This window comes from Paraburkholderia sp. BL23I1N1 (genome assembly GCF_003610295.1).
In the GTDB taxonomy this organism is placed as follows: domain Bacteria; phylum Pseudomonadota; class Gammaproteobacteria; order Burkholderiales; family Burkholderiaceae; genus Paraburkholderia.
Genome location: NZ_RAPV01000001.1, coordinates 6,177,706 through 6,203,916, shown reverse-complemented (window position 1 = coordinate 6,203,916; position 26,211 = coordinate 6,177,706). Strand labels below are relative to the sequence as shown.

Here is a 26,211-nt window from a genome sequence, read left to right as displayed (position 1 = left end):
GGACTCCCGGCAGTTTCTTGTCCAATAAAAGGGCAAACTCATAGCGACAGCCGACATGGAAAAAGAGCGGTTGCTACGCGAGCAAGTTCTGTATGAAGAATGCACTCCTCTCAGGGTCATCCCTAGGTGCAATAGGCAGCGTTACACCCGGCAGCCCTTCACACGGTCCACGGCGGCCAAAGCTGCGGAATCTCGCTGGCGGCACAAATACTTGACACCTAAATATTTCCTCCTTAGTCTGAACGCAGTTTCGACAAACTGAATCCAGAATTCGGAAAATACAATTACCTAACGCCGGTGCGGGCCACCCACGCCGACGAGGAGTCTTCGATGCTTTTCCAGTCTTTCAAGCAAGCCCTACTAGGTAAGAAGCCGCTTGACCTCATATGGCTTGCACTTGGAAGTGTGCCGATGGCGGAATTTGCGACCTTTGCCAAACCGGACGCGCTGGTGCTCGATCTCCAGCACGGCCTTTGGGACCGCGGCACGCTGGAGGCGGCGATCGGCGTCGCCGGCACGCGGTTGCCGGTCATTGCGCGCTGCGCCGAGAATTCGCCGCACGCCATCGCCCGGGCGCTCGACGCGGGTGCGGCGTCAGTGCTGGTACCGCTCATCGAAACTGCCGAGGACGCGCGTCGCGCGGTGTCGGCCGGACGCTACCCGCCATTCGGTAATCGTTCTGCCGGTGGTGTGCGGCCGCTGCTGGCTGGTGTCGACGCGATGCTGGCTGCGGATCGCGAAGTGGCGGTCGGCATGCTGATCGAGACTGCTCATGGCGTCGACAATGTCGAGGCCATCGCCGCAGTGCCGGGTGTTGACTACCTGTTCATCGGTACTGGCGATCTGTCCCTGTCGCGCGAGGGGGATAACGAGCAGATCGGCCGCGATTGCGAGCGGATCCTGCGTGCAGCGCGGGCGCACGACTTGCCGTGTGGCATCTTCACGCGCGACGCAAAAGCAGCACGTCAGGCGTTTGCGAACGGATACCAGATGGCCGTGTGCGCCAACGACATCGATCTGGTCAAGCAAGGTTTTCTGTCGGCGTTAAAGCAGGTGTCGCAATGACACACGAACAGTACGACGACTCTGACCCGAATCCCGGCTGCGTTTCGCCTGGGAACTGCTGCCATCCCTTACCTGAAACGAACTCGCTGGAGGCCCAATGAACATCACGAGAGAAGCGATCCTGTCGATGCCGGATTCGCCGATCATCGACGTATGGCGTCTTGGCGTTGGACGCAGTGACGTCATTGGTCTGTGGGCCGGCGAAAGCGACCTGCCGACACCCCAGCTGTTCTGCGATGCGGCCAGCCGTGCATTGGCTGCCGGTCAGACTTTTTACTCGCAGAATCGCGGCATCCCCGAACTGCGCGACGCCATCGGCGGCTATTACGCGCGTCTGTGCGGCGTCACCGTCGAAGACGAGCGCATCGCCGCTACCAGCTCCGGCATGAACGCGGTGATGCTCATCGCGCAGGCCATCATTGAACCGGGCGACAACGTCGTGTGCGTGAGTCCGTCGTGGCCCAACATCCTGCGCGCTGTCACCGTGACAGGCGGCCATGTCCGCGAGGTGCCGCTCAACCGTGGCGACGACGGCTGGCATCTCGATCTGCAGCGCCTGTTCGACGCATGTGACGCACGCACGCGAGCCATCTACTACGCGTCGCCGGGTAACCCGACCGGCTGGATGCTGGAAGACGGGCAGCAGCGGCAACTGCTCGAATTCGCACGTTCACGCGGCATCGCCATCCTCGCCGACGAGGTTTATCAGCGCATTGTCTATGACCGCCCGTACGCGGCGTCGATGCTGGAGATCGCGACGCCGGATGACCCCGTCTTCGTGATTAACAGCTTTTCCAAAGCGTGGGCTATGACAGGCTGGCGCATGGGATGGATGGTGTATCCGCGCCAGATGCTCGACACCTTCGAGAAGCTGATCCAGTTCAACACGAGCGGCGGTCAGGCATTTCTTCAGGCGGGTGCCGTAGTCGCCCTTAATGAGGGCGAGCCATTCGTTCGCTCGTTCGTTGAGCGCTGCCGCGTCGGCCAGACGATTGCGCTTGACCGTCTACGCGCACTGCCCGGCGTCGAGGTGGTGCCGAACCATGCGTCGTTCTATTTGATGTTCAGTGTCGACGGTGTGTCCGACACGCTTGAGTTCTGCAAGCGTGCCGTGCGCGAAGCGGGGGTGGGGCTCGCACCGGGCATCGCCTTCGGCGAAACGTCGGCGCAGCAGATTCGCCTTTGTTACGCGCGTAGTGAAGCCAGTTTGATCGAAGCAATGGACCGGCTCGAGACATTCGTGACCCGCCGTCGCTAGCGCGGCCACGGCCGCGCGGATTTTGCAGTGCAGTACCCACGCTCGCAGGAGACCGGCGCTTGCCGCTGAGAGCGCTATTCAATCGAAGAAAAGGGAAAGGAGCAGTATGCAACGCAAATTTCACGCTGTGATGGCGATCCTGGGTGCCTCTCTGAGCGGCAGTGCCATGGCGCAAAGCAGCGTTACGTTGTACGGCATCGTTGACCAGAGCGTGCGCTACACGACTAACGCCGACTCGGCAAACAACAGCAGCGTGCAGTTGACGAACGGCGCGATCACGAACAGCCGTTGGGGTCTCAAGGGGGACGAGGACCTCGGTGGCGGACTCAAAGCGGTGTTCCGTCTGGAAAGCGGCTTCGAACCGCAAACGGGGCAGCTCGATCAGGGTGGCAGCCTCTTCGGCCGCTATGCATATGTTGGTCTGTCGGGCAGGTTGGGCACGTTTACGCTGGGTCGTCAGGGAACCGAAGCATTCAACCTGTTCGGCGAGTTCGATCCGCTGACGGTCGGCAACTACACGGCCAACTCATGGCCGTTTTTTATGACGGTCGGCCGCATCAGCAATGCAGCCACTTACGCTGGCAACTTCGGCGGTCTCCATCTCGGCGCCACCTATGGATTCGGCCAGCAGCCGGGCAGCTTCAGCCAGAACAGCAACTGGAGCGTCCGCACGTCGTATGACATGGGCACTCTCAGCGTTGGCGGCACGTATCAGGAAGCGCGCGACCTCAGCAACAACGTGCAACGCATGTGGGGGCTAGGCGCACACTACGGGATTGGGCCGGCCACGCTGTTCCTCGGTTATATGGGCGGCAGTGACGCCACCGGTTTCATCGACAGCGCGCTCAACGATCCGACCCGTACGGTCACGACAGGCTCGTTCGCGGCCAACCTGCGTAGAGACATGACAGTCTTCACTGGAGCGTCCTATCAGGTTAATCCAGCGCTCGCGATCACTGGTGCGTTCTATTACGACGACATAAAAAACGTCAACGGTCTCGCTGGCAACGGAGGCACGCGCTACACCGGTGTGCTGCTGGCTGAATATTCGCTGTCGAAGCGCACTCAGGTCTACGCCACGGTCGACTACAACCGCGTGACGGGCGGCGCATTTACCGAGTTGCCGGGCAATGACAACCAGACCGGTGTGGCCGTGGGTATCCGCCAGAGCTTCTAGTTCGGGACCGCTATTTTTTTGCAAGGAACGTAATTTATGAACTACCCCACTGAATCCAGTCGGGCAGGTTGGCTGCTGTATCACTCCGTCGGCATGTTCCCCGGACAGGAAGACGCCGTGCGCGCCGCGCTGGATAACTTCGCATCGAACTGGTGCCGCCCTGATCTGCAGCGTTGGGACTACGGGTTGGCCGCGCGTCAGCAAGTGCTCGATCAGTGGGCTACGCTTATCGGTGCACCGACGGATTCGGTATTCGCTGCTGAAAACGTCACCGAGGCGTTCGCCAAGTTCGTTGGCGCACTGGGTCGCCAGCGTCTGGCTGGGCGCCGTATCCTGATCGCCGCGGACTGCTTTCCGAGCCTGCATTTCATGCTGCGTGGGCTGGAGCCGGTGCTGGGTTTCACGCTCGATACGGTGCCGCTCGCAGAAAACGAGTCCTACGTGAGCGACGACGCCTTCATCGCGCGCTGGCGGGATGACGTTGCGCTGGCGATCGTCACCTGGGTCACCTCGACCGCATCGAAGCGGGCCGATCTGACGCGCCTTGCCACTCACGCACGCGCACAAGGCAGCCTGATCTCGGTCGACATCACGCAGGGCGCCGGCATCTTCGATTTCGATGTCGCACGACCAGCCGTCGATTTCGCCGCCAGCACCACACTCAAGTGGCTGTGTGGTGCGCCGGGCACCGGGCTCGCCTATCTCAACCCGGCCTTGCTCGACTCGGCGTTGGCACCCTTGGTGCAGGGCTGGTTCAGTCAGCCTGATCCATTCAACTGGGATTTGACGCGCTTTTCGCTCGCCTCTGGCGCGCGCCGTTTCGACAGCGGCACACCGTCCTTTCTGCCGTTCGTGGCGTCCGCGCCGGGCCTTGCGTGGCGCTTGTCGCCGGCCGCAGCCGGTTTGCGCGCGCACAACCTGACGCTGTCGCACCGGTTGATCGAGATGATCGACGCCAAAGGCTATCGCTTGCGTTCGCCGCGCGACGATGCGCAGCGTGCCGGCAGCGTAATGGCCGACTTGCCTGCGCGCATCGACCCGCGCGAACTGGAAGTGAGGCTCGCGCGGCACGGCATCCTGGTCGACACACGCGGCACGACGGTACGTATGTCGCCCGGCGTATTGACGACCGCCGAGGCGCTTGACGAGCTATCGGCATTGCTACCTGAAGCCTGAATCTGACGTATCGCGACTACAACAAGGAAGCCAGGACATGGAAGAGACAAGCATTACCTCACGTGAGGGCGGCTTGAATAAAGCCCTGACACAGCGGCAGATCACAATGATCGGCATTGGCGGCGCGATCGGCACTGGCCTTTTCATGGGAAGCGGCATAGCGATCGGCTATGCGGGTCCCGGGGTCCTGATCAGCTACGCGATCGCGGCGCTAATTGCGGTCATTATGGTTTTCAGCCTGGCGGAGATGGCTGTCGCGCACCCGACCGCCGGCTCGTTCGGCACCTATGCGGAGATGTATCTGAACCGCGGCGTCGGCTTCGTGGTGCGGTACACATATTGGGTCATCGAAGTGGTGGCGGTCGGCGGCGAAGCGATTGCGGTCGGCGTCTATATGGGCTTCTGGTTTCCGGGTATTCCCGTGTGGCTATGGTCAATGGCCTTTGGCGTGGCGCTCATTTACGTCAATTGCCGATCGGTGACTAATTTCGGTTCGTTCGAATACTGGTTCGCCTTGACCAAGGTCGTCGCGATCATCGCTTTCATCGTGGTGGGCATTGCGCATGTTTTCGGCCTTGGCACCGGTACACCGCCTGTCGGCATGCATAACCTGACCGGTTTGCCAGGCGGCTTCATGCCGCACGGTTTCCACGGCGTGTGGATGGGTGTGCTGATGGCGATCTTTTCGTTCTATGGCGTGGAGATCGTGGCTGTGACGTCGGGTGAGGCCAAGGACCCATCGCGCGCGATCCCGCATGCACTGCGTTCGATGGTGCTGCGCCTGACGCTGTTCTACATCCTGGCGCTTGGCATCATGGTCGCGTATCTGCCGTGGACCGAGGCGGGCGCGAGGGTGGTTCAGCAAAGTCCGTTCGTCAAGCTGTTCGCTCACGCGGGTATTGCACACGCGGCAGGCATCATGAATTTCGTGGTGATCACGGCGGCGCTGTCCAGCATGAACACGAACATCTATCTGTCATCGCGCACGCTGTTTTCGCTGGCGCGAGGTGGCTTCGCGCCACGCTGGATCGGCACCCTGTCCGCGAACGGTACGCCGCTCGTGGCCACGCTGATCTCCGGCGCAGGTGTGCTACTGGCTGCGGCCGTGTCCTTCTTCAGCCCGCTTGCCTATAACTACCTGTTCGGGATTGCCTTGTTCGGCGGCATCTTCGTGTGGATCGTGATTCTGGTGACGCACTTGCGTTTCCGTCAAGCGTGGAAAGGCCGCAAGCTGCCGGTCCGCATGCCGCTCTTCCCGATTGCCCAGATTACGGGTATCGCCCTGTTGAGCGCGATTCTGATCACCATGGGCCTTGATACCGAGTTCTGGGACATCTCGTGGATCGTCGGTGTGCCCTGGCTGATTGCCGTGTCGGCCGTGTATCTGATCTACCGCAAGCGGTTGTCGCAAGCGGCATTCGCTAAGGCGGCGAGTGCCTGAGTTCTTGCAGTGCTGCGCCAATCGAACTCGCGGCGCTTGTCAGAGATAAGCTGTACCCGGAGGTAACGCGGCGCATGCGCACTGTGCATGCGCCGCGGTTATTTTGCTCGCCGGATCAGGCGATTCCCTGTGAGCACAAAGGGCGCTGTCTCGCGCCACATGCCCTCATGGAGAATATCGACTCAGTCCTCGCCGCCAAGCAATGCGAAATACTGTTCCTCCGCATTGACAATGAACTCGAGCATCGCGCCTCTGATCTTTTTCGGGTCACGCTTAGTAAAACCGTCGAGTAGCACCTGCATGCCCTCGATAGCGATCTTCTGCGTATTACGATCCTTGAGGGTGCTGAGTCGCACCTGCTGCGCATGATCGGCGAAACGCCGGATCATTGACTGTAGCCTCGCGTTCTGCACGGCATCGAGCCAGACGTCACGAAATTCGATGTTGGCGTCGATCAATGTGACCGTGTCGTTCTTGTCGTAGGCCTTGCATGCTTTCCGGTAGGCGCGGTTGAGTGCGGCTTCCTGTTTCTCAGTGAGGTTCGCCGCGGCGCCTGCGGCAGCGCTCGGCTCGAGCAAGCGTCGCATTTCGAAGATCTCGCGAATATCGCTGTTCGTGAGTATCGGCACCACGAAGCCACGTGTCGTGCCGACAAGATAACCCTCGTTGACGAGGCGCAGCAGCGCCTGCCGCACCGGCATGCGGGTGCAATCGAATTCGTCGGCAATCTCATAGTCGAGCACGCGATCATCCGGCGCGATTTCGCCGCGTTGCAGCCGTGTGCGGATTTCCTGATAGACGGTCTCGCTCAACGTGGTTTGCTTGAGCGCGGTGCGCCGCGGGAGCTTCGTCTCTTTCGCAACTTCATCGGACATCAGTGGCTTCCTCCCAATCGAGCTGGCATTCAGAATTCATTTCATTGTAAGGGCATTCTACCTTGCGACAGCGCGGCTCGCGCGGGTGCCGGTATCGTGGATTCATGTCCTTCGCCACTGCCTTGATCCGGGCGAACAGACCGGCATGAAAGTCGCGCGTATGGCCACGTTTACCCTGGACGCTGTGCATTTTTGAGGTTGGTGTTTGACATCTATTTCTTTAAATAATATTCTGAATTCAGTTTTTAATTTTTGCCCATGGGCCGATCCAGGGGCGTCGTGATTCGCCAGCAACATCTCACTAGATGATTAGCGGTTCGAGCCAGAAAAGGGCGCGCGCCGATCACACAGGATGCCTCAACAATGACTTCCAGCCTTGCACAGCTCGCCGCAGATCTCGTCAGCGGGCGTGTCCGGACTGCCGACCTGACGCAGACGCTATCGCCGGAATTCCCGGCACTGCAACTGCCGCCTGAATTCGGCCAGGTCTGGGCATTCAAGATGGAGAAGATCAGCCAGTACGACGAGAACGGACCGGGCTGGTACTGGAACAATTTTTCGTGCGGCGAACACACCGGCACGCACTTCGATGCGCCGGTGCACTGGATCACGGGCAAGGACCACACCCAGAATTCAGTCGATACGATCGACCCGAAAAATTTCATCGCGCCCGCGATGGTGGTGGACGCCAGCGCCGAAGTGGCGGCCAATCCGGACTGGTTGCTGACAGTCGATTTTCTGGAGCGCTGGGAAACCAGACATGGCCGCATTACTGAGGGCGCCTGGCTGTTGTTGCGCACGGACTGGTCGAAGCGTACCGATCCCGTCGAATTCCTGAATCTGCGCGAGGACGGCGCTCATACACCTGGGCCGACCCAGGAGGCGGTCGAGTGGTTGATTCAGCAGCGGAAAGTGCACGGGTTCGGCGTCGAGACGATCAATACGGATGCAGGTCAATCGTATAGCTGGCCGGTGCCCTATCCGTGCCACACGCTGATGCACGGGTCAAACCGATACGGGTTGCAGTGTCTGACGAACCTCGACCAGTTGCCGCCTCGTGGCGCGATGATCGTGGCCGCACCCCTGAAAATTCAGGGTGGGTCAGGGAGCCCGCTGCGCGTGCTGGCGCTGATCGCTGACTGAATGAACTTCTCGCTCGTAAAGACGTGAGAAGTCGGCGCAGTCAAACGCACCGAAACGGGTCGCTGCTGTGCAACAGCATTGCGTGACAGAGATTCAAATACCCGATTTTATTGGCGGCCGGAATGGCGAAAGTTAGCCCCGGGCAGCCAGACCATGATGAAGGAAGGTAATGGCTGAGCGGTCATTTGCAGAAGAAGTCAAGAAGTTGCGCCTTGGTGCAGGCGATGTATTCAGCGGCGAAGGCATTCTTGCCGTAACCAAGGCACTGCTGGAATCCGGCGTAGCCTATGTTGCGGGCTATCAGGGTTCGCCAATCTCGCATCTGATGGATGTGCTGGCCGACGCGCAAGATATCCTCTCCGAAAACGGCATCCGTTTCGAGAACAGTGCCAGTGAGGCGACCGCGGCTGCGTCTCTCGCCGCATCGGTCAATTATCCGTTGCGCGGTGCCGTGACCTTCAAGGCGACAGTCGGCACCAATGTGGCCTCGGACGCATTGGCCAATCTCGCGTCCGGCGGTGTGACCGGCGGCGCGCTGATTATCGTCGGTGAGGACTACGGCGAAGGCTCGTCGATCATGCAGGAGCGAAGCCATGCGTTTGCGATGAAATCGCAGATGTGGCTGCTTGATCCGCGTCCTAATCTCCCGTGCATCGTGCAGGCTGTGAAGAACGGTTTCGATCTGTCGGAGGCAAGCAACACGCCGGTGATGCTGCAATTGCGCGTGCGAGCCTGCCATGTGCACGGGCAGTTCGTCGCGTCCGACAATCGTCGCTCGACATTCTCGATCCGGGATGCGCTGGAGAACCCGGCGCGTGACGTCAGCCGTATCGTGCTACCGCCGGCCAGCTTCCTGCACGAGCAGGAGAAGATCAACCAGCGCTGGCCTGCCGCGGTGAAGTTTATCGAGGACCGCCAGCTCAACGAGTTCTTTGCTGCCGACGCGGACGATATCGGCATCGCCGTACAGGGCGGGAGCTATAACACGGTCATTCGCGCCCTGGAGCAATTTGGCCTGGCCGACGTGTTTGGCGAGTCGCAGATTCCGCTGTATGTCATGAACGTTGCCTATCCGCTGATCGATTCGGAGTGGCAGCGTTTCTGCGAAGGTAAGCGTGCTGTGCTGGTGATCGAGGAAGGCCAGCCCAACTTCGTCGAACAGAACGCGGCCAGCATTCTGCGTCAGCTGGGTTCCGTGGCCGCGCTGCATGGCAAGGACATGCTGCCGCTGGCCGGTGAATACAACACCGCCACCCTCCTGAAGGGCCTGCGCGCTTTTCTTGAACGGTATGGCAGGCTCGAGCCGCTGCCGCAGCCTGCACCCGTACGCAAAATCATTCCGGTGGTTGCGGACGTGACCGGCGCGGGGCCCGATAGCGATGCCGCAGAGCGGCCGGTCGACGAGAGCGTTCAGGCCCGGCCGCCGGGTTTTTGCACCGGGTGTCCGGAGCGGCCGATCTTCACGGCGATGAAGCTGCTGGAGCGCGAACTCGGTCCGCACCACGTTAGCGCTGACATTGGCTGTCACCTGTTCTCAATCCTGCCACCATTCAACCTGGGCAACACGACGATGGGCTATGGGTTGGGCAGCGCCAGCGCGGCGGCGCTCAATGCGTCCGCGGGCAAGCGCGCGATTTCGGTGATGGGCGACGGTGGCTTCTGGCATAACGGCTTGACCAGCGGCATCGCCAACGCGGTGTTCAATAAGAGCGACAACCTGACCATCGTGGTCGACAACAGCTACACGTCCGCGACCGGAGGGCAGGATATCCTGTCGTCGACCGCGCTGAACCCGGCGCGCAGTACCGGCCATGCGATCGAAGGCGCCGTGCGCGGGGTGGGTGTCAAGTGGGTGCGGACCATCCGCCACACTTATGACCTCAAGGCCATGATGTCGACGCTGAAAGACGCGCTCACCACCGGTGCCAAGGGGCCGAAGGTACTGATTGCCCAAAGCGAATGCATGCTCAACAAGCAGCGGCGCGAGAAACCCAAGGTGCGTCAGGCAATTGCCGCGGGCAAACGCGCGGTTCGCGAGCGCTTTGGCATCGACTCCGACACCTGCACCGGCGATCATTCCTGCATCCGTTTGTCGGGCTGCCCGTCGCTGACGATCAAACCCAATCCCGATCCGCTGCGCACCGATCCGGTGGCTGCCGTGCTTGACAGTTGCGTGGGCTGTGGCCTGTGCGGCGAGGTGTCGCATGCGGCTGTCCTGTGTCCGTCGTTCTATCGTGCGCAGATCGTCACTAACCCCACTCGGTGGGACCGGTTGCGACAGCGACTGCGCAATGGAGTGATCGGCTGGCTGCAGCAGCGCGACGCCGCACGCCGCGCTCTAACCGCATTTTGACCCGCATGTTGACCATGAGCGACTCGACTACTTCAACCGTGAAAGCAAAACCGATCAAGATAGCCATCCTGGCCATGGGCGGGGAGGGGGGCGGCGTGCTGGCCGACTGGATCGTCGATATGGGCGAGCACAACGGCTGGATTGCGCAGACGACCTCGGTGCCGGGCGTCGCTCAACGCACCGGCGCGACCATCTACTATGTCGAGCTGTTTCCACGCGAAGCGGCTGAGCGCAGCGGCCGCTTGCCGGTGTTGGCGTTGATGCCCGCGCCCGGTGACGTGGACGTCGTGCTGGCTTCCGAATTGATGGAGGCCGGACGCGCGGTACAACGCGGCTTTGTCACGCCGGAGCGCACCACGCTAGTCGCATCCACGCACCGTGTCTATTCGATCGCCGAGAAGTCGGCTATGGGCGATGGCCGCGTGGAGAGCGGCGCATTGATTGCGCACGCCAGCAAGGCGGCGAAACGTTTTGTGCGCTTCGATATGGCGGCTGCCGCTGAGGCCGCCGGTAGCGTGATCAGCGCCGTGCTGTTCGGCGCGTTGGCGGGGACGGGCGTGCTGCCATTTAGCCGTTTGCAGTTCGAAGCGACCATCGAGCGAGGCGGGGTCGGCGTCGCGCCGAGCCTGAGGGCATTCGCTACGGCGTATAGCACTGCCGAGGCAGACGGGAAGCCGGTCGTCGATGCCCCGGCCAGCCCTTGCGAGCCGAGTCCGCGTGATCCGGTCGTAGCGCGAGTGCTGCAACGCGTACGTGACGAGTTGCCCATGGCGGTCCAGCCGGTCGTCGTGGAGGGTGTGCGTCGCCTGATCGACTACCAGGACCTCGCCTATGCGGGCCTGTATCTGGATCGTCTCAGTGCTGTGCGCCGATCGCTGACGCACGAAGATGTGGACCTGCTACGTGAAACCGCGCGCCATCTGGCGTTGTGGATGTCCTACGAGGACACCATCCGCGTGGCTGATCTGAAGACGCGCGGTACCCGCTTTGAGCGTGTGCGTGACGAAGTGCGTATCCAGCCGGAGCAATTGCTGGCAATCAACGAGTTCATGCATCCGCGTCTGGAAGAAATCTGCGAGACCCTGCCCGTGAAGTTTGGCCGATGGCTGATGCGACCGCATCTTGCAAACCGGATCGTGCGCCGTGTCACGAGCGCCGGACGCGTAGTCACCACGAGTTCGCTGCGCGGCTACCTTCTGCTCTACGCGCTGTCACGCGCGCGCCGCTGGCGCCGCGTCACGCTTCGCTATGCTTTGGAGAATGCGCGCATCGAAGAATGGCTACAGCATGTGATTGTCGCGGCTCGACGCAACCCGGTGCTGGCGATAGAAGTTGCGCAGTGCCAGGGATTGGTCAAGGGATACAGCGATACCCACTCACGCGGCCTGAAGAACTACGAGACCTTGATGGCGGCGGTAGGGCGGGCCGGCGCCATGCTTGCGCCTTCAACATTACGCGACTTGCGTAAAGCGGCGCTCGCCGATGAGCATGGGAATGCGTTGCGAGCGCTGCTTGTCAAGCATGCGCTGATCTAGGAGACCGTCGGAGTTGAGGTGAAGCGTAATTCAAAACACTTCAATTACCTGACTGAGTTCGCGCCGGTTTGCGGACTCACCTCGTCGTCAACACGCGATAAAAGTAAAAAGTAGTTTGAAAGAAGATTGGAGCGGCAATCCGGGGCGGGGACTGTTGGTGCCGAGCTCAGCCCGCCTCTTTGTCTGCGCCCGTTGCCGGGCGCAGGTCATCGTTTGCCGCCGTTGCGACCGCGGCCAGATCTAATGCGACGGCGACTGTTCGTTGCTCGCCCATCAAGCCAGCATGCGTGTGGCGGGTCAACGCTACCAGCGCACCCGCCACGGCCGCTTTGCGCACGCCGAACGGATGCGCCGCTATCGCAGCCGCAACAATAAAGTGACGCATGGGGTTCCGCTGAGCCTGCCGCCGATGCTTTACTGAGACCGACTTCGACGACATCGGCCACAGCAGCGGTATCCACGCACACCACACCTGTGCCTGAGCATTGCCACTTCTGCCACTGCGTCTGTGCGGGCTTCCTACGCCTAGGTCCACTTCGCCGTCGGGTCTTCCGTGATATTCGGACTGCTACTCACTACACAAGTGACCCATGACCATCGGAGTCGAACTCGAGGCGCAGATCCTGCGCTATTATTTACCCCTCCGGATTATGTCGGGTTACACGATTGGGATCTACGGATCGACCAAAGATTGTGGGTCGTAAAGCAGATGTACTCGAGCGATTACCCGACATAATTTGAAGGGGCTAAAGACTGTTCAGAAAGTCGAGGAGCTCGTCTGTTTGCTTGAAGCGTCCAGGCCTTCCGGGTCGCGGAGTGGCCTTTTCAAGGGCCTCTTCCTTCATCGCAAGAGTCGCTTCGACATAGATCTCCGTGGTTTCCACAGATTCATGCCCGAGCCGTAACGCGATGACCGAGCGACGAACGCTTTGTTGCAGAAGGTCCATGGCCATGGTGTGTCTTAAACAGTGGACAGTGACCCGTTTCTGCTTCAATGACGGGCAAACTTCACACGCGGCCTTGTGGTGCTTGTTTAGCAGGTACTGCATGCCATGGTCCTTCTGGAGGGCGAATTTTCGAGGGTGGCTCACAGCGACGCACGCATGAGCCGCATGCAGAGCGACGGGGACGCTTATTTTTCTACCAGCCGATCACACCGGCCTTGAACGCCTTCCTCGCGCCGAATTTGACGGATTTGACGGGTTTCGCGCCAGCGTCATCTGCGCGCCGATACTCGCCGTCCGACCGGCCTCAGAGTGGTGTAGGTCCAAAGTCCCATTGTCAGAGTGAGTTGAGGCGGCGATAGTGCTTCTGCAGGCAAAGTTCGGCTTGCGAGCAGGGTGTGTCTACTCGATCATCATGACCTCAGTTTTTTCGACTCCTATGAACTTCACCGGAAAAAAGTGGAACTCGCTATTCACGCAGCTTCGCGCGTTGCTAGCTGCTGCATTGGTTGTGAGCCCGGTTTGTTCCCGCGCAGCGGAACAAACCGGCGAGATCGTCACGAGCGAGGAGATATGCATACCCAAAGGAGCCCATCCAATGGTCGGCGGCGGTACGACGGTTTTCTCTCACGATAGAACCTGTTTTCGCCGTCCCCCAGCCCGCGTCTATCCATCGGAAAGCAAGGTCTCACGCGCGAAGATGGGTCCCCCTGATCCCTACAACGGAGCGCGGGTAGTGCGGTACGACTACCATGACGCGCTCTACCACTGCACGTATCTTCACATGCGGCTGCCGACGGTCGAAGAACTCAAGGCCCTGTATGCCTACGCCAACAAGGCTAACGATGCCGCTACAGGGAGCGGATATGCAATCGTCGCACCCAAAAACGATTCGCGCTATTCAGGCGGTCTGTATGGCTGGGGCGGCGGCAGCGTCTACTGGTCAAATACGTTTGCCGGAAGGGGCCACCGCGAGGTCGCCGACCTTGGCACCGGTCGGGTCAGCATTCGTAGCTATTCGCAATTGAGCTACGTTTCCTGCGTTCGCTGATGCTTTTGCCGCGCTTCGCGGGTTCGGGTTTTTTGCTGCCAGGGCGGTGGAGTCCCGCTTTATCCGTAGATGGGAAGCAGCAGGAACAGCTTGATGACGATTGCGTTGGCGATGTCAATGAAAAACGCCCCAACCATGGGCACGACCAGAAAGGCCAGATGGGAGGGTCCGAAGCGCTCCGTAATGGCTTGCATGTTGGCGATTGCAGTCGGGGTAGCACCCAGGCCAAAACCACAGTGTCCGGCCGCCAGGACCGCAGCATCATAGTTGCTGCCCATCACGCGGAAAGTAACAACGATGGCGTACGCGGCCATGGCGAGTGCCTGCACGACCAGGATCGCAAGAAGCGGCAGCGCCAACGATGCAAGGTCCCACAGGCGCAGGCTCATCAGCGCGATCGCGAGAAACAGTCCGAGGCTTACGTTGCCAAGTACCGACACCGCGCGCTCAAATACCTGATACAAGCCGGCTACCGCGAGCCCATTGCGGAGAATCACGCCGACAAACAACACACACACGAACGTGGGCAACTCGAAGGCAGTGCCGGTCAACCAGTTTGCGAGTGCGGAGCCGACGGCGAGGCAGACGGAAATCAGCGCAACCGTTTCGATGAGAATTTCTGCCGTGATCAGTCGCTCAGCTTTAGGCTGCTCGAACCCGCTTGTAATCGGGACGTCGGTTTTCTTGGTGGGTGCAAGACCGTAACGTGTAATGAGGAAGCGCGCGACCGGCCCGCCGATCAGTCCACCGAGGATCAGTCCGAATGTGGCGCAGGCGATTGCAATCTCCGTTGCCGACTCCAGCCCGTGGCGCTCCGCGAATACCTTGGCCCATGCTGCACCGGTCCCGTGTCCGCCAGATAGCGTTACCGACGCGCCAAGCAGGCCGAGAAGTCGTTCTTGCCCCAAGGCCCAGGAGAGTCCGAGGCCCAGCGCATCCTGCATCACGAGCAAGCCGACCACCACGCCGAGAAAGACCAGCAGCGCCCGACCGCCGGCTCTCAGTCCCGCCAGATCTGCGTTAAGACCGATCGTCGCGAAAAAAGTGAGCATCAGGGGCGCCTGAAGCGTCGTATCGAAATGCACTTCTATCTTGAGCGTGCTGCGCAGCGCAAACGCAAGCAGGGCAACGAGCAGGCCCCCGACGACAGGTTCCGGAATGCTGTAAGTTCTCAGTAAACTGGTCCGCGCAAGGATCTGCCTTCCAAGCAGAAGCACGAGCGCAGCCGCCATCAGCGTTTCCAGCGTGTCGAGCCTCAGCATGTTTTTCTCCGGTCACGAGATCGGTTAGTCAGACTCGGACATTTTTGGCGTCACATAGCTACTCGGCGCGAATTTGAGCAACAGATAACCCGTCACGCCTGAAAGTGTTGAACCTGCGATGACGCCCAACCGGAGTGGCGTGAAATATTCAGGGCCTTCGAAAGCGAGGGAGCCGATGAACAGACTCATGGTGAAGCCGACGCCACACAGAGCGCCCACGCCAGCGAGTTGAAGCCATCCTGCTCCGTCCGGAAGCCTGGCTAGCCCGAGCCGAATCAGGATCGCACTTGCGCCGACAACGCCAAGAAGCTTGCCGAGGAAGAGCCCTGCGGCGATCCCGAGCGGCAGCGGCTCGGTCAGCGCTGCGATCGTTACACCAGCGAATGAGACGCCCGCGTTGGCGAACGCGAAAATAGGCAGGACAGCGAAGGCCACCCAGGGATGAAGGCTGTGCTCGAGTTCATGCAAAGGGGCGTGGCCTCGCGCGTTTTTCGTTTTCAACGGGATGGCGAAGGCAACTGCAACGCCTGCGAGCGTGGCATGGACGCCGGACTTCAGCACGAATACCCACAGGATCACGCCCACAATGGCGTACGGTGCAATTCGTGTGATCTTGCGAAGGTTCAAGCCGATCAGTACCGCTATCGCCACGACCGCGAAAGCCAGCATTTGCACCGAAAGATCGGCAGTGTAGAACAACGCAATGATGACGATTGCGCCGAGGTCGTCCGCGATTGCCACGGCGGTCAGGAAAATCTTCAGCGACACCGGAACCCGGCCGCCGAGGAGAGAGAGGATTCCAAGGGCGAACGCTATGTCGGTAGCGGTGGGGATAGCCCAGCCATTTAACGCCACATGATTGTCGCGATTGATGAGGAAATAGATCAGCGCGGGCACTACCATTCCGCCTACTCCGGCAACGACTGGCAACACGATCTGTGCGAGAGTTGACAGTTCCCCTTCAATGACCTCCCGCTTGACCTCGAGTCCTACGAGAAAGAAGAAGATTGCCATCAAAACCGTCATTAATCCAGAGCAGTAACGGTTTGGCGATGGCGAACGAGCCGAAACGCATCTCCACCGGAGTTTTCAGAATCTCGTCGTATGCTGATTGAAGTGGCGTGTTACTGCAGATTAGTGCAAGCACTGCCGCGGCCGCGAGCAGCAGGCCAGCCGCTGATTCAAGCTTGAGGAAGTCGGACATGCCGTCGGTTATTTTTTGAATCGCGTTGTCGATCACGATGGCCGTCCCGTTGTCAGTAGAGCAGCGCTTCAGGACTCCAGCCGACGTTAGCGAGCGGCGTAGGTCAGTGATTTTCAGTCGATTGCACTGCGCATATCAAGCCTATCACCGCTGCAATGGCTGACTATTGGACCTTGGTCTCATAGAAACGGCTTAGTTGCTCCAGAACTCATCATTCAGAACGCTACACTGTGCGTGCGACGCAAGGGAAGTCGCTTTGCCGTTTGCGATGAAGAGAATGCGCAAATCATGCGAGATCGCTCGGCAATGCGTTTCCCGGGCGCGGCCCCTTTTTTGGTCCGGCCGACTTACCCTCCAGTTCGCGCGGCGTCAGCTGCGGTTCCCCATATTTGCATAATACGTTTGGGGGAGACAGTTTTGCGAGCTGTAAGATGGCTCCCGATGAAGCGCGGTGCAGGTTTACCTACGTTTACTAATGCCTCGACAACACCTAGGATTGCGTACATGTTACTGGACTGCGGTGCGGTGGTGAGCGCCTGCCCGGTCGTTGCTACCGAGGCACTGCGGGTGAAATTACCCCGGTTCTACCCTCAACGGTTGTTCGCGTCACGCTTGATTCAGAGCTGACGGCCAAGGCGTTTTGGTACCAGCGAAGCGCGAACCCAGCGGTTCGCCAGGTGCTGTTCAAGAGAGGAGCGCCGTGCCATGACCAAGGTTGTGTCTGCCGCAGTGGCTGCTCTTCATGGTTTGCGATTTCCGAGGCAACTGCGCACCCAGCGGCTTGTAGTCGGTGCCGATACATCGACGAAGCAAGCTGTCCCGCGATTCAATTTTCACCGCGCCGCTGCGCAGTTCAAGGGCAAAGATGTGCTCTCGTACCGACCGCCGAGAGACGCATGGATGCCATTCCCGGTACTTTCCAATGCATGGCGGCCTGATGCCGACAGGGGACTACGCGACTCACCATGCCACGCGCCGCTAGCGGCACAATCATCCACCGCTCTGTCTCGTATCGCTATCCCAACCCGAATTATCCGCTTGCTTTCGGGGCGGCTTAGGCGAAGCCGCGCGGCCGGAGCCGATCTGGTCAGCTTGAGTGCTGCCTGGGAGGCGTTGCCGATTGCCATTCTTGTGGTGGACCGCCACGGCAGGATGGTGCTGGCCAACGGACAAGCTGAAATGCTTTTTGGTTACCAACACGGGGATCTGATCGGGGCACCCGTCGACCTGCTTGTTCCCGTACGGCATGCCGATAGTGGTCGTGCATCAAGTGGAGAATTATTCAGATCATTGCAGGAAAAAGCGTGTGGTCCTGCGCAAGACCTGTTCGCAAGGCGACGCGATGGCACCCAATTCCCGGTGGAACTTGTGCTCAATACATTTCGCTTCGAACGTGAATCGGCGTCGCTTATGGTTGTTGTCGATAGAACCGAACGATACGAGCTACATCGAAACCGGCAGGAACTCGCTCACCTGACGCGCGTGTCGACGCTCGGCGAAATGGCGAGTTCTCTCGCGCACGAACTGAACCAGCCGCTGACCGCGATCCTGAGCAACGTCCAGGCGGCGCAACGATTCATGGCCGACGACGCCGTCGACCTCGCGGAGGTCCGCGAAATCCTGACGGACATTGTTGAGGACAGCGGTCGGGCGAGTGAGGTTATTCGCCGCATTCGTGCCTTCGTCAAGAAAGATGAACTCGAACTGGGCCCCCTTGATCTTGCCGGCGTCCTGCGCGATGTGGTGATTCTGGTTCACAGTGATGCGATCGTACGCGGGATTCGCGTTACGCTCGATGCCCGCGAGAATCTGCCGGCGGTTCGCGGCGACAGGGTGCAGTTGCAACAGGTCGTGCTCAATCTCCTGCTCAACGCGTTCGACGCTGTGAACGATTGTCCCTCTGCTGATCGTGTCGTGAGTCTGGCGGTCAAATCAGACCGGGACGGGATGGTATGTATTGCGGTACATGATCGTGGCCATGGGCTGACTATCGACAAGCTCGACAAGATCTTCAAACCGTTCTTCACGTCAAAGCCCCACGGCCTTGGCCTGGGACTGTCGATTAGTCGCTCGATCATCGACATGCACGGCGGCAGGATCTGGGCTGAAAACAACGTGGACAAGGGCGCCACATTTCATGTCGTTTTACCGTCGGAGGGCGGGGCAGAGTTAGGCCGCTCGGAGCAACTGTCATGAACGGACCTGCGCCCCGGGTGTTCGTGGTTGACGATGACGATTCCGTACGCCGGGCGATGGGACGTCTGATCCGCTCTGCTGGGTACGAGGTCGACCTGTTCGGCTCGGCGAGCGAATTTCTTGACAATGCTTCGCTCGCTGCGTGCCCGGCGTGTCTCGTACTCGATGTTCAATTGCCAGATTTAAGCGGCCTTGAGCTGCAACGGAAACTGAACGCCCGGCTGCCGATCATCTTTATCACCGGTCACGGCGACATTGAAATGACCGTCGGCGCGATGAAGGCCGGTGCCACCGACTTCTTTCCGAAGCCGGTGAACGGCGCGGATTTGCTGCGGGCGGTCGCGCAGGCGCTGGATGGGGCCATACGCACGCAGGAAACCCGCACCGAGCTGGATGCCATTCGTGCCAATCTTGACCGGCTAACGCCGAGAGAGCGGGAGGTGATGGTGCTGGTCGTCAGGGGCTTGATGAACAAGCAGGTTGCCTCTGAACTGGGCATCGCGGAGAAGACCATCAAGACCCATCGCGCACGCGTAATGGAGAAGATGGACGTCACATCGCTCGCCGGACTCGTGCACGCCGCCGACAAATTGGGCCTCTCCGCTCCGATCGATCGAGCGTCGCACTGCTAAACGCTCGCGCTCGAGCGAATACCGGTATGCCTGCTGCCCGGGCCCATGCAATGAGCGCATGGGACTAAAGTCCACTATCGACCCACCTACTTTCTCTCGTAGTCTAGCGTTTGGGGGGATGCGATTGATAACGTGTTCCCAGACACCGGACTATTTGCAATGGGAAAAACCAAACCATTGGTTGCTGTCGTCGATGATGACGGGTCGGTGAGCCGGGCTATCAAGCGCTTATTGCGGTCCATCGGGATCGGTTCTGACACCTTCGCGAGTGGCGACGAATTTCTGGACATGTTGTTGTCCATGCCGTCGTACCGTCCAGACTGTGTGATTCTTGATGTGCAGATGCCTGGTCTGAATGGACTGGAGGTCCAGCGGCGTCTCGCCGGCCGAGGCTTGCCCATCATTTTTATCACGGCACATGACGACATTGCGGTGCGCGAACAGGCACTCGCGGCGGGCGCTGTCGCCTATTTGCGCAAGCCGTTTAACGACGAACTGTTCGTTAAGACGGTGCGTGCGGCTCTGGACAGCAATCCGCAAACGTAGCGTAGGGCGAGTCAACTCAACCCTATTGGACCAAAGTCCCATTGTCTTTGGTCTTCGTCAGTACCAGTATTGACGTCATCAGGCAGTTTTCTCGGAACGGCCACCACGCGGGCTTGCTCAACAACCGGTATGTCAAAGGGAGTGCCCATCATGATCAGATTCGTTTGTGTGCTAGGAATGGTTTCATGCTGCGCTGTCCTCGCGGCCTGTTCGACTGGGCAATCGTCTTCCGGTCAAGCATCGCCCGCTCAATCGTCCTCCGCCGAGGCTTCTGCCACTCCGATGGCTATGGACCCCGGATTGGATGAGGAAGCGAACGCTGCATTGCGGAGTTTGTATTCCGACAATCAGAAAGCGCAAGAGATCGGACAGCGGGCGAAGGGCATCCTTGTCTTCCCGGACATCGTGAAAGCAGGCTTCCTTGTCGGTGCACATCACGGCGAAGGGGAACTGATCGAGAACGGCAAGGTGACCGGATACTACGCTCATTCGGCCGTTTCATATGGCCTCCAGGCGGGCGTACAGAAGTTTTCGTACGCCATGTTCTTCATGAGCGATTCGGCGCTGCAGAATCTCAAAACGAGTCCGGGATTCGAGGTCGGTGTCGGTCCGAGTATCGTGGTGGTGGATGCGGGCAAAGCCAAGTCCCTGACGACAGCGACGATGCAGGCCGATATCTATGCGTTCATCTTTGATCAGAAGGGCTTGATGGCTGGCCTGGGTTTGCAGGGTTCGAAGATTACGAGGCTAAGTCGCTGAATCCGGCCATAGCGAGCATTTCTGAAAGCTGTCTGTGGAAGGGCTCACGATGAGCCTGGGAAAGCATGTTCGATTAGTCGGACGAGCATCGGAAAAGCAGTTTGGACACCGAATCATGAAACCATTGATGCACATTCAGGCTGGCCTGGCATTCCTGTCGGTGGCGTTTTCAGCAGTGGCGCAGCAGCCGATCACCTATCCGGCGAACGGTCAAAGCCAGCAAAAGCAGAACACCGATACCGGTGAATGCCAGGTATGGGCGAAGCAGACAACAGGCGTAGACCCAGTGGCGCTCGCTCAAAGAGCGGCGAATCAACCCGGTGCCCCGCAGCCTCAAGGTGAGCGGCTCAGGGGTGCTGCCGGCGGCGCTGCACTGGGCGCGGCAGTCGGGGCCATTGCAGGAAATGCGGGAACGGGTGCGGCGATCGGCGCGGTGACGGGCACTGTGGGCGGCGGAATGCAACAGCGTCGCAGGGCCCAGGCGAGTGCACAGCAGCAACAGGGTATGCAACAGGACACCTCGCAGCAGTTGGCGACCTATAACCGTGCCTTCTCGGCATGCATGTCCGGCCGCGGCTACACCGTGCAATAGGCGGGGGCAAGGGTGGCCGGGACGCGGAGAAGCAGTCATGAAGATTCGATGTGTTGCGCTTCTGGCATCGTTCAGCCTGGCCTCCTTTGGATCGCTCGCAGCGGATTTCGACGGCAGCAAGCCGCTCATCTGTGCGACCGTCGAAGCGCACGACTGTGATAGCGGAATGCTCTGCGAGCGATCGCTGCCGGCGGACATCGGCGCGCCGCAATTTCTTCGTGTGGATTTTGCGAAGAAGGTCATCGTGGGCGCTCGCCGCGCGACGCCTATCCAGTTCATGGACAAACTCGAGAATCAGATTCTGCTCCAGGGTACGGAACTGGGATTCGCATGGACGATAGCGCTCGATAAGGAAGATGGCTCAATGTCGGCGACGCTGGTGAACCGCGATGAGGTTTTCGTGCTGTTCGGCGCCTGTACTCCAATGTAGTTGCGACGGGTGAGCTTATGAATCCCGCACTTCCAGAACCGCGCGATGGCAGACGGCCGATGCCGGATGTATCACGAATCAGCGTCCGGGGGACGTATTCGGGGCACTCGTGGGGACCGCTGGCGCCGATTCTCGCGAGCTTCGCCGTCGCGTTGCTTGCCGGGTGCAGCAAACCCGCGGCTGTCCCCGCGCCCAGCGCTGCTGAAGTGACGGTGATGACGATCACTCCGCACAATACGCCTGTCGATTTCGAGTTCACTGCACAAACCCAAAGTTCACGGGAGGTCGAAATCCGCGCACGCGTTGACGGCTTTCTCGACAAACGGGCCTATACGGAAGGTCAACTGGTGCATGCCGGCCAGACGCTCTTTCTGATGGACCGCAAGCCGTTCGAGGCTGTGTTGCAGACGGCAAAGGGTGAACTGGCACAGCAGCAGGCGCGACTCGTCGTTGCGAAAGCCAATCTCGCCCGTGTCGTGCCACTTGCAGCCCAGAATGCGGTAAGCAAGAAGGACCTTGACGATGCCACGGGTAGCGAACGGCAGGCGGAGGCCGCGGTTATCTCGGCGCAAGGACAGGTTCAGACCGCGCAACTGAACCTCAGCTACACGACAATCAAGTCGCCACTGACAGGGCTGTCGAGCTACGCAAGACAGCAGGAGGGCAGCTATGTCACGGCCGCCGCGACGGGCCTGCTGACAACTGTCTATCAACTCGATCCTATGTGGGTCAATTTCAGCATTTCAGAAAACGAGATGTTGCGCTACCGGGACCAGATCGCCAAAGGCCAACTGCAGTTCCCACCTGATAACGACTTCGAAGTCGCGCTTATTCTTGCGGACGGCTCGGAGTTTCCCGCCCGCGGTCGTATCAACTTCACTAATCCGGCCTTTAGCACGGAAACCGGAACGTTTCTTGTGCGGGCCGTATTCGACAACCCGAAAGGCACGCTGCGTCCGGGCCAGTTCGTACGTGCCCGGGTGTCCGGCGCGGTGCGTCCGAATGCGATCGTCGTGCCGCAACACGCAGTCCTGCAGGGCGATAAAAGCCACTTCGTCTGGGTCGTCGACAACGAATCGAAAGCCCATCAGCGCGTGGTGGAGGTGGGCGAGTGGCACGGAAACGACTGGTTCATCACGGATGGACTCCAGCCGGGAGAGCGAATCGTGGTTGACGGCGCACTTCGTGTCGCGGCTGGCGCGCAGCTGAAGATCGTCACAAAGCCAGCCGGGGCGGCAGATGATGCGCCGCACGCAGCCACCGATGCACCAGCCGCAGAGGAGCAGAAGCTCGCGCGCGGACAATCGAATAGCACGGTGACCAGATGAGCGGGCCGGGAAAATGAACATCTCCCACCACTGCATTGACCGGCCGATTTTCGCGGCAGTCATTTCGATTGTCATCACGCTCGGGGGCGCGTTGACGATGTTCGCGCTGCCGATCGCGCAGTACCCGGACATTACGCCGCCACAGATCACCATCTCGGCCAATTATCCAGGTGCGAACGCGGATGTGGTCGCCAACAATGTTGCGGCGCCCATCGAGCAGCAGGTGAATGGCGCCGACAACATGATCTACATGAACTCGTCGAGTTCTTCTACGGGCAACCTGACGATCAACGCCTATTTCCAGATCGGCACCAACCCGGAACTGGCGCAGGTCGATGTGCAGAACCGCGTGAATCTGGCGCTGCCGCAACTGCCTTCGTCAGTGCAATCGCAAGGCATTCAGGTACAGAAGAAGTCGTCGGCGTTCATGATGGTGATCGCGATCTATTCGCCGAGCAACCGCTACGACGCAACCTACATTGCCAACTACGCGAACATCTATGTGCTGGATGCGCTAAAGCGCATTCCGGGTGCCAATCAGTCGAGCATCTTCGGCAACCCGGACTACGCGATGCGCATCTGGTTGAGGCCGGACCGGATGGCGCAACTGGGCATCACCGCCGCAGACGTGCAGAAGGCAGTTAGCAGCCAGAACCAGCAGTTTGCGGCTGGACGCCTCGGGCAGTCGCCGACGGGCGTCCCGGTCGAACAGTCATTCGCTGTGACGACCACCGGCCGGCTCACGGAGCCGGCAGAATTCGAGAACATCATTATCCGTGCCGCCAATGGGGGGGCGGCGATCGTGCGCCTCAAGGATATCGGCCGTGCCGAACTCGGGCAAAAGGACTATTCGATCCGGAGCAGGTACCAGGGCAAGCCCGCAACGGTCATTGCTGTCTATCAGCAGCCAGGCGCCAACGCACTCGACGTGTCGAAGCAGGTGCGCGCGACGCTTGCCCAGATGAAGCAGTCGTTTCCAGAGGGCATGGACTACAGCATCGCGATGGACACGACCGAGTTCACGCGGGCGTCGATCACGGATGTAGTCCATACGTTCTTCGAGGCGGTGGTGCTGGTCGTGATCGTTGTATTCGTATTCCTGCAGAGCCTGCGCGCCACGTTGATACCTGTGCTTGCTGTACCGGTGTCGATAGTCGGTACGTTTATGGGCATGCAGGCCATGGGCTTTTCGATCAACATGCTGACCCTGTTCGGCATGGTGCTCGCCATTGGTATCGTCGTAGACGACGCGATTATCGTAATCGAGAACGTGGAGCGCAACATGAACGTCCACAAGCTGAATCCGAATGCCGCCGCCAAACGGGCGATGGATGAAGTCTCGGGCGCGCTCGTCGCAACCACCCTGGTGTTGGTCGCTGTATTCGTGCCGGTTGCGTTCATAGGCGGCATTACCGGGCAGATGTACAAGCAGTTCGCGATCACGATCGCGATTTCGGTTGTCATATCAGGCATCGTCGCGCTCACGCTGTCGCCTGCGTTGGCGGCGTTGTTGCTGAAGCCCGGACACCACGAAAAACGCGGCTTCTTCAGGTGGTTTGACAATGCATTCGCACGGCTGACCGACGGTTATTCGCGCGTGGTTGCCCTCGTCATCAGGCGCCTCGTCCTAGCCCTGCTGCTCTTCGCGGGCATGATCGCGCTGTCGGTCGTGATGATGAGATCGATTCCGACATCATTCCTGCCTCCAGAAGACCAGGGCTACCTGCTCGGCGCGGTCATCATGCCGGATGCGGCCAGCCTCGATCGCACCGGCAATGTGTCACAGCACGTCACCGACTATTTCATGAAGCAACCGGCCGTGGGCAGCGTCACGGTCGTCGACGGTTACAGCCTGCTGGATAGCCAGACCAAGAACAACGCGGCAACATTCTTTGTCGGCCTCAAGGGCTTCGACGAGCGCTACAAGTGGGCAAACATCAAGAGTCAGAATGCACGCGCCGTGTTGCTCGGCGCTTATGCAAACCTGTCGAAGGTGAAGGAGGGGATCATCCTGCCTGTGAATCCCCCGTCGATTCCCGGACTCGGAACGACAGGCGGCACGGAGATGTGGATTCAGAGCAAGGGCGACGCGACGATTGCGCAGCTCGCAGGCGTGGTGAAGGACTTCGTCGCCAGGGCGAAACAGCGGCCTGAACTGTCCGGGGTCACCTCGACGTTCAACGCGTCGGCGCAGCAGCTGCTCGTCGACGTGGACCGCGACAAGTCGGAAACCCTCGGCGTCCCGGTTGAGGAGGTGTACAGCGCAATGCAGTTGATGTTCGGCTCGCAGTATGTGTCGCAATTCAGTCGGTCGAGCCGCCTGTGGCAGGTCATTTTGCAGGCCGAGCCGTCATACCGGCTCAAGCCCGAGGATCTCAATCAGATCTTTGTGCGCAGCAGGACCGGCAGCATGGTTCCGCTCAAGGCCGTGGTCACATCGCGGTACGTCACGGGTCCTGATCTGGTGACGCGCTTCAACAATTTTCCGGCGGTCAAGATCACGGCGAACGCCGCCCCTGGCTACAGCTCGGGACAGGTTCTCGACGCGCTTGACGACGTCGCCCGACTGATGCCGGCCGGCTACGGCATTGGCTGGAGCGGTGAGGCCTACGAGGCGAAACAGGGGGGAGCGGCTTCAAGCCTCGTGTTTGTGTTCGGCCTCGTCATGGTGTTCCTGATTCTAGCCGCGCAATACGAGAAGTGGAGCCTGCCGATTGGCGTGTTGCTGGCTGTGCCTTTCGCGCTGTTCGGCGCGTTGCTTGCGATCCTGCTGCGTGGTTTGCAGAACGACGTGTATTTTCAGATCGGGTTGACGATTCTGGTCGCACTGGCGGCCAAGAACGCGATCCTGATCTTCGAGTTTGCCGTGTTGAACCGCGAGGGTGGGGCATCGGTCCATGACGCCACCATGACCGCCGCCAGCGAACGCCTGCGTCCGATCATGATGACGTCACTCGCGTTCATTCTCGGCTGCATGCCGCTGGCGCTCGCAACGGGCGCGTCAGCGAACAGCCGGCACTCGATTGCCACGGGCGTGATCGGCGGGATGCTTGGTGCCACGGTCATCGCTGTGTTCTTCATCCCGATGTTCTACTACGGGCTCCAGACGCTCTCCGAAAAGACGGGCGGCAGGAATACGCCGGACCCAACCGGCGGCACGCCCGGCGGCGGGGGATCCCCTTCTGCTCCCGCTGGTCCGGGTGGACCGTCGGTCAAGCCGTCGGCGAGACGTCAGGGCGAATGA

At 60.1% G+C, this 26,211-nt stretch carries 21 protein-coding genes and 1 pseudogene; 17 read left to right on the top strand and 5 right to left on the bottom strand.

The genetic code is table 11. The features are described 5' to 3' along the window. The first annotated feature begins 330 nt into the window (after positions 1 to 330). The 5 genes from B0G76_RS28995 (at position 331) to B0G76_RS28975 (ending at position 6,117) form a co-directional block, all read left to right on the top strand. On the top strand, positions 331 to 1,065 hold the full coding sequence (locus tag B0G76_RS28995) for an HpcH/HpaI aldolase/citrate lyase family protein (RefSeq protein WP_147394101.1): 735 nt from the start codon (positions 331 to 333) through the stop codon (positions 1,063 to 1,065). 97 nt (positions 1,066 to 1,162) lie between these two features. Continuing rightward, on the top strand, positions 1,163 to 2,323 hold the full coding sequence (locus B0G76_RS28990) for a pyridoxal phosphate-dependent aminotransferase (RefSeq protein WP_120295519.1): 1,161 nt from the start codon (positions 1,163 to 1,165) through the stop codon (positions 2,321 to 2,323). 106 nt (positions 2,324 to 2,429) lie between these two features. After that, positions 2,430 to 3,500 carry a porin gene (locus tag B0G76_RS28985; protein ID WP_120295518.1) on the top strand — a complete coding sequence of 357 codons (1,071 nt, stop codon included), beginning with the start codon at positions 2,430 to 2,432 and terminating at the stop codon, positions 3,498 to 3,500. 36 nt (positions 3,501 to 3,536) lie between these two features. After that, entirely contained in the window at positions 3,537 to 4,676 is a 1,140-nt protein-coding gene (locus B0G76_RS28980; protein WP_120295517.1) for an aminotransferase class V-fold PLP-dependent enzyme, read from the top strand. A 37-nt stretch (positions 4,677 to 4,713) separates the two neighbouring features. Then, complete coding sequence (locus tag B0G76_RS28975; RefSeq protein ID WP_120295516.1) at positions 4,714 to 6,117, top strand: amino acid permease; 1,404 nt, start codon at positions 4,714 to 4,716, stop codon at positions 6,115 to 6,117. A 182-nt stretch (positions 6,118 to 6,299) separates the two neighbouring features. On the opposite strand, the gene B0G76_RS28970 is transcribed toward B0G76_RS28975, so the two are convergent. Beyond that, positions 6,300 to 6,992, bottom strand: a complete 693-nt coding sequence (locus tag B0G76_RS28970) for a GntR family transcriptional regulator (protein WP_120295515.1) — start codon at positions 6,990 to 6,992, stop codon at positions 6,300 to 6,302. 363 nt (positions 6,993 to 7,355) lie between these two features. On the opposite strand from B0G76_RS28970, the gene B0G76_RS28965 reads away from it, so the two are divergent. The 3 genes from B0G76_RS28965 (at position 7,356) to B0G76_RS28955 (ending at position 12,023) form a co-directional block, all read left to right on the top strand. Continuing rightward, entirely contained in the window at positions 7,356 to 8,135 is a 780-nt protein-coding gene (locus tag B0G76_RS28965) for a cyclase family protein (RefSeq protein ID WP_120295514.1), read from the top strand. Between the two features lie 169 nt (positions 8,136 to 8,304). Next, positions 8,305 to 10,488 (top strand): indolepyruvate ferredoxin oxidoreductase subunit alpha, encoded by a 2,184-nt coding sequence (locus B0G76_RS28960; protein WP_120295513.1) that lies wholly within the window; start codon positions 8,305 to 8,307, stop codon positions 10,486 to 10,488. Positions 10,489 to 10,502: 14 nt separating this feature from the next. Further along, the gene (locus tag B0G76_RS28955; RefSeq protein WP_120296899.1) at positions 10,503 to 12,023 is read left to right on the top strand and encodes an indolepyruvate oxidoreductase subunit beta family protein; all 1,521 of its coding nucleotides are present in this window, start codon (positions 10,503 to 10,505) and stop codon (positions 12,021 to 12,023) included. Positions 12,024 to 12,189: 166 nt separating this feature from the next. Here B0G76_RS28955 and B0G76_RS28950 read toward each other — a convergent pair whose 3' ends face one another. Both B0G76_RS28950 and B0G76_RS28945 read right to left on the bottom strand, forming a co-directional pair. Further along, positions 12,190 to 12,408: a hypothetical protein gene (locus B0G76_RS28950; protein ID WP_120295512.1), complete on the bottom strand. Its 219-nt coding sequence runs from the start codon at positions 12,406 to 12,408 to the stop codon at positions 12,190 to 12,192. Positions 12,409 to 12,769: 361 nt separating this feature from the next. Next, complete coding sequence (locus B0G76_RS28945; RefSeq protein WP_120295511.1) at positions 12,770 to 13,072, bottom strand: tyrosine-type recombinase/integrase; 303 nt, start codon at positions 13,070 to 13,072, stop codon at positions 12,770 to 12,772. Between the two features lie 334 nt (positions 13,073 to 13,406). On the opposite strand from B0G76_RS28945, the gene B0G76_RS42580 reads away from it, so the two are divergent. Beyond that, complete coding sequence (locus B0G76_RS42580) at positions 13,407 to 14,018, top strand: DUF1566 domain-containing protein (RefSeq protein ID WP_147394100.1); 612 nt, start codon at positions 13,407 to 13,409, stop codon at positions 14,016 to 14,018. A gap of 59 nt (positions 14,019 to 14,077) precedes the next feature. Here the strand turns inward: B0G76_RS42580 and gltS are convergent, their stop codons facing one another. Next, positions 14,078 to 15,280 carry a sodium/glutamate symporter gene (gltS, locus tag B0G76_RS28935; RefSeq protein WP_120295509.1) on the bottom strand — a complete coding sequence of 401 codons (1,203 nt, stop codon included), beginning with the start codon at positions 15,278 to 15,280 and terminating at the stop codon, positions 14,078 to 14,080. Between the two features lie 24 nt (positions 15,281 to 15,304). Then, positions 15,305 to 16,484 (bottom strand): annotated as a pseudogene (gene nhaA / locus B0G76_RS28930) (Na+/H+ antiporter NhaA). 705 nt (positions 16,485 to 17,189) lie between these two features. Here nhaA and B0G76_RS28925 point away from each other — a divergent pair. From B0G76_RS28925 to B0G76_RS28890, 8 genes are all read left to right on the top strand, one after another. Beyond that, on the top strand, positions 17,190 to 18,680 hold the full coding sequence (locus tag B0G76_RS28925) for a sensor histidine kinase (RefSeq protein ID WP_259460752.1): 1,491 nt from the start codon (positions 17,190 to 17,192) through the stop codon (positions 18,678 to 18,680). After that, positions 18,677 to 19,312, top strand: a complete 636-nt coding sequence (locus tag B0G76_RS28920) for a response regulator transcription factor (RefSeq protein WP_120295508.1) — start codon at positions 18,677 to 18,679, stop codon at positions 19,310 to 19,312. The genes B0G76_RS28925 and B0G76_RS28920 overlap by 4 nt, the downstream gene beginning before the upstream one ends. Before the next feature lie 159 nt (positions 19,313 to 19,471). Then, positions 19,472 to 19,858 carry a response regulator transcription factor gene (locus B0G76_RS28915; RefSeq protein ID WP_120295507.1) on the top strand — a complete coding sequence of 129 codons (387 nt, stop codon included), beginning with the start codon at positions 19,472 to 19,474 and terminating at the stop codon, positions 19,856 to 19,858. Positions 19,859 to 20,008: 150 nt separating this feature from the next. Continuing rightward, the gene (locus tag B0G76_RS28910) at positions 20,009 to 20,617 is read left to right on the top strand and encodes a YSC84-related protein (protein WP_120295506.1); all 609 of its coding nucleotides are present in this window, start codon (positions 20,009 to 20,011) and stop codon (positions 20,615 to 20,617) included. A 115-nt stretch (positions 20,618 to 20,732) separates the two neighbouring features. Continuing rightward, positions 20,733 to 21,209: a YMGG-like glycine zipper-containing protein gene (locus B0G76_RS28905; RefSeq protein WP_120295505.1), complete on the top strand. Its 477-nt coding sequence runs from the start codon at positions 20,733 to 20,735 to the stop codon at positions 21,207 to 21,209. 37 nt (positions 21,210 to 21,246) lie between these two features. After that, the gene (locus tag B0G76_RS28900; protein WP_120295504.1) at positions 21,247 to 21,639 is read left to right on the top strand and encodes a hypothetical protein; all 393 of its coding nucleotides are present in this window, start codon (positions 21,247 to 21,249) and stop codon (positions 21,637 to 21,639) included. Positions 21,640 to 21,698: 59 nt separating this feature from the next. Beyond that, a complete protein-coding gene (locus B0G76_RS28895) occupies positions 21,699 to 22,967 on the top strand; it encodes an efflux RND transporter periplasmic adaptor subunit (protein WP_120296897.1) in 1,269 nt (422 codons plus the stop codon). A 13-nt stretch (positions 22,968 to 22,980) separates the two neighbouring features. Further along, positions 22,981 to 26,211, top strand: coding sequence for an efflux RND transporter permease subunit (locus B0G76_RS28890; RefSeq protein WP_120295503.1), 3,231 nt, complete (start codon positions 22,981 to 22,983; stop codon positions 26,209 to 26,211).

Excerpts from the sequence above, each read along its gene's own strand:
- B0G76_RS28995 (WP_147394101.1), top strand. The coding sequence starts at position 331 with ATGCTTTTCCAGTCTTTCAAGCAAGCCCTACTAGGTAAGAAGCCGCTT.
- B0G76_RS28990 (WP_120295519.1), top strand. The coding sequence starts at position 1,163 with ATGAACATCACGAGAGAAGCGATCCTGTCGATGCCGGATTCGCCGATC.
- B0G76_RS28985 (WP_120295518.1), top strand. The coding sequence starts at position 2,430 with ATGCAACGCAAATTTCACGCTGTGATGGCGATCCTGGGTGCCTCTCTG.
- B0G76_RS28980 (WP_120295517.1), top strand. The coding sequence starts at position 3,537 with ATGAACTACCCCACTGAATCCAGTCGGGCAGGTTGGCTGCTGTATCAC.
- B0G76_RS28975 (WP_120295516.1), top strand. The coding sequence starts at position 4,714 with ATGGAAGAGACAAGCATTACCTCACGTGAGGGCGGCTTGAATAAAGCC.
- B0G76_RS28970 (WP_120295515.1), bottom strand. The coding sequence starts at position 6,992 with ATGTCCGATGAAGTTGCGAAAGAGACGAAGCTCCCGCGGCGCACCGCG.
- B0G76_RS28965 (WP_120295514.1), top strand. The coding sequence starts at position 7,356 with ATGACTTCCAGCCTTGCACAGCTCGCCGCAGATCTCGTCAGCGGGCGT.
- B0G76_RS28960 (WP_120295513.1), top strand. The coding sequence starts at position 8,305 with ATGGCTGAGCGGTCATTTGCAGAAGAAGTCAAGAAGTTGCGCCTTGGT.
- B0G76_RS28955 (WP_120296899.1), top strand. The coding sequence starts at position 10,503 with ATGAGCGACTCGACTACTTCAACCGTGAAAGCAAAACCGATCAAGATA.
- B0G76_RS28950 (WP_120295512.1), bottom strand. The coding sequence starts at position 12,408 with ATGCGTCACTTTATTGTTGCGGCTGCGATAGCGGCGCATCCGTTCGGC.
- B0G76_RS28945 (WP_120295511.1), bottom strand. The coding sequence starts at position 13,072 with ATGCAGTACCTGCTAAACAAGCACCACAAGGCCGCGTGTGAAGTTTGC.
- B0G76_RS42580 (WP_147394100.1), top strand. The coding sequence starts at position 13,407 with ATGAACTTCACCGGAAAAAAGTGGAACTCGCTATTCACGCAGCTTCGC.
- gltS (WP_120295509.1), bottom strand. The coding sequence starts at position 15,280 with ATGCTGAGGCTCGACACGCTGGAAACGCTGATGGCGGCTGCGCTCGTG.
- B0G76_RS28925 (WP_259460752.1), top strand. The coding sequence starts at position 17,190 with ATGACCAAGGTTGTGTCTGCCGCAGTGGCTGCTCTTCATGGTTTGCGA.
- B0G76_RS28920 (WP_120295508.1), top strand. The coding sequence starts at position 18,677 with ATGAACGGACCTGCGCCCCGGGTGTTCGTGGTTGACGATGACGATTCC.
- B0G76_RS28915 (WP_120295507.1), top strand. The coding sequence starts at position 19,472 with ATGGGAAAAACCAAACCATTGGTTGCTGTCGTCGATGATGACGGGTCG.
- B0G76_RS28910 (WP_120295506.1), top strand. The coding sequence starts at position 20,009 with ATGATCAGATTCGTTTGTGTGCTAGGAATGGTTTCATGCTGCGCTGTC.
- B0G76_RS28905 (WP_120295505.1), top strand. The coding sequence starts at position 20,733 with ATGAAACCATTGATGCACATTCAGGCTGGCCTGGCATTCCTGTCGGTG.
- B0G76_RS28900 (WP_120295504.1), top strand. The coding sequence starts at position 21,247 with ATGAAGATTCGATGTGTTGCGCTTCTGGCATCGTTCAGCCTGGCCTCC.
- B0G76_RS28895 (WP_120296897.1), top strand. The coding sequence starts at position 21,699 with ATGCCGGATGTATCACGAATCAGCGTCCGGGGGACGTATTCGGGGCAC.
- B0G76_RS28890 (WP_120295503.1), top strand. The coding sequence starts at position 22,981 with ATGAACATCTCCCACCACTGCATTGACCGGCCGATTTTCGCGGCAGTC.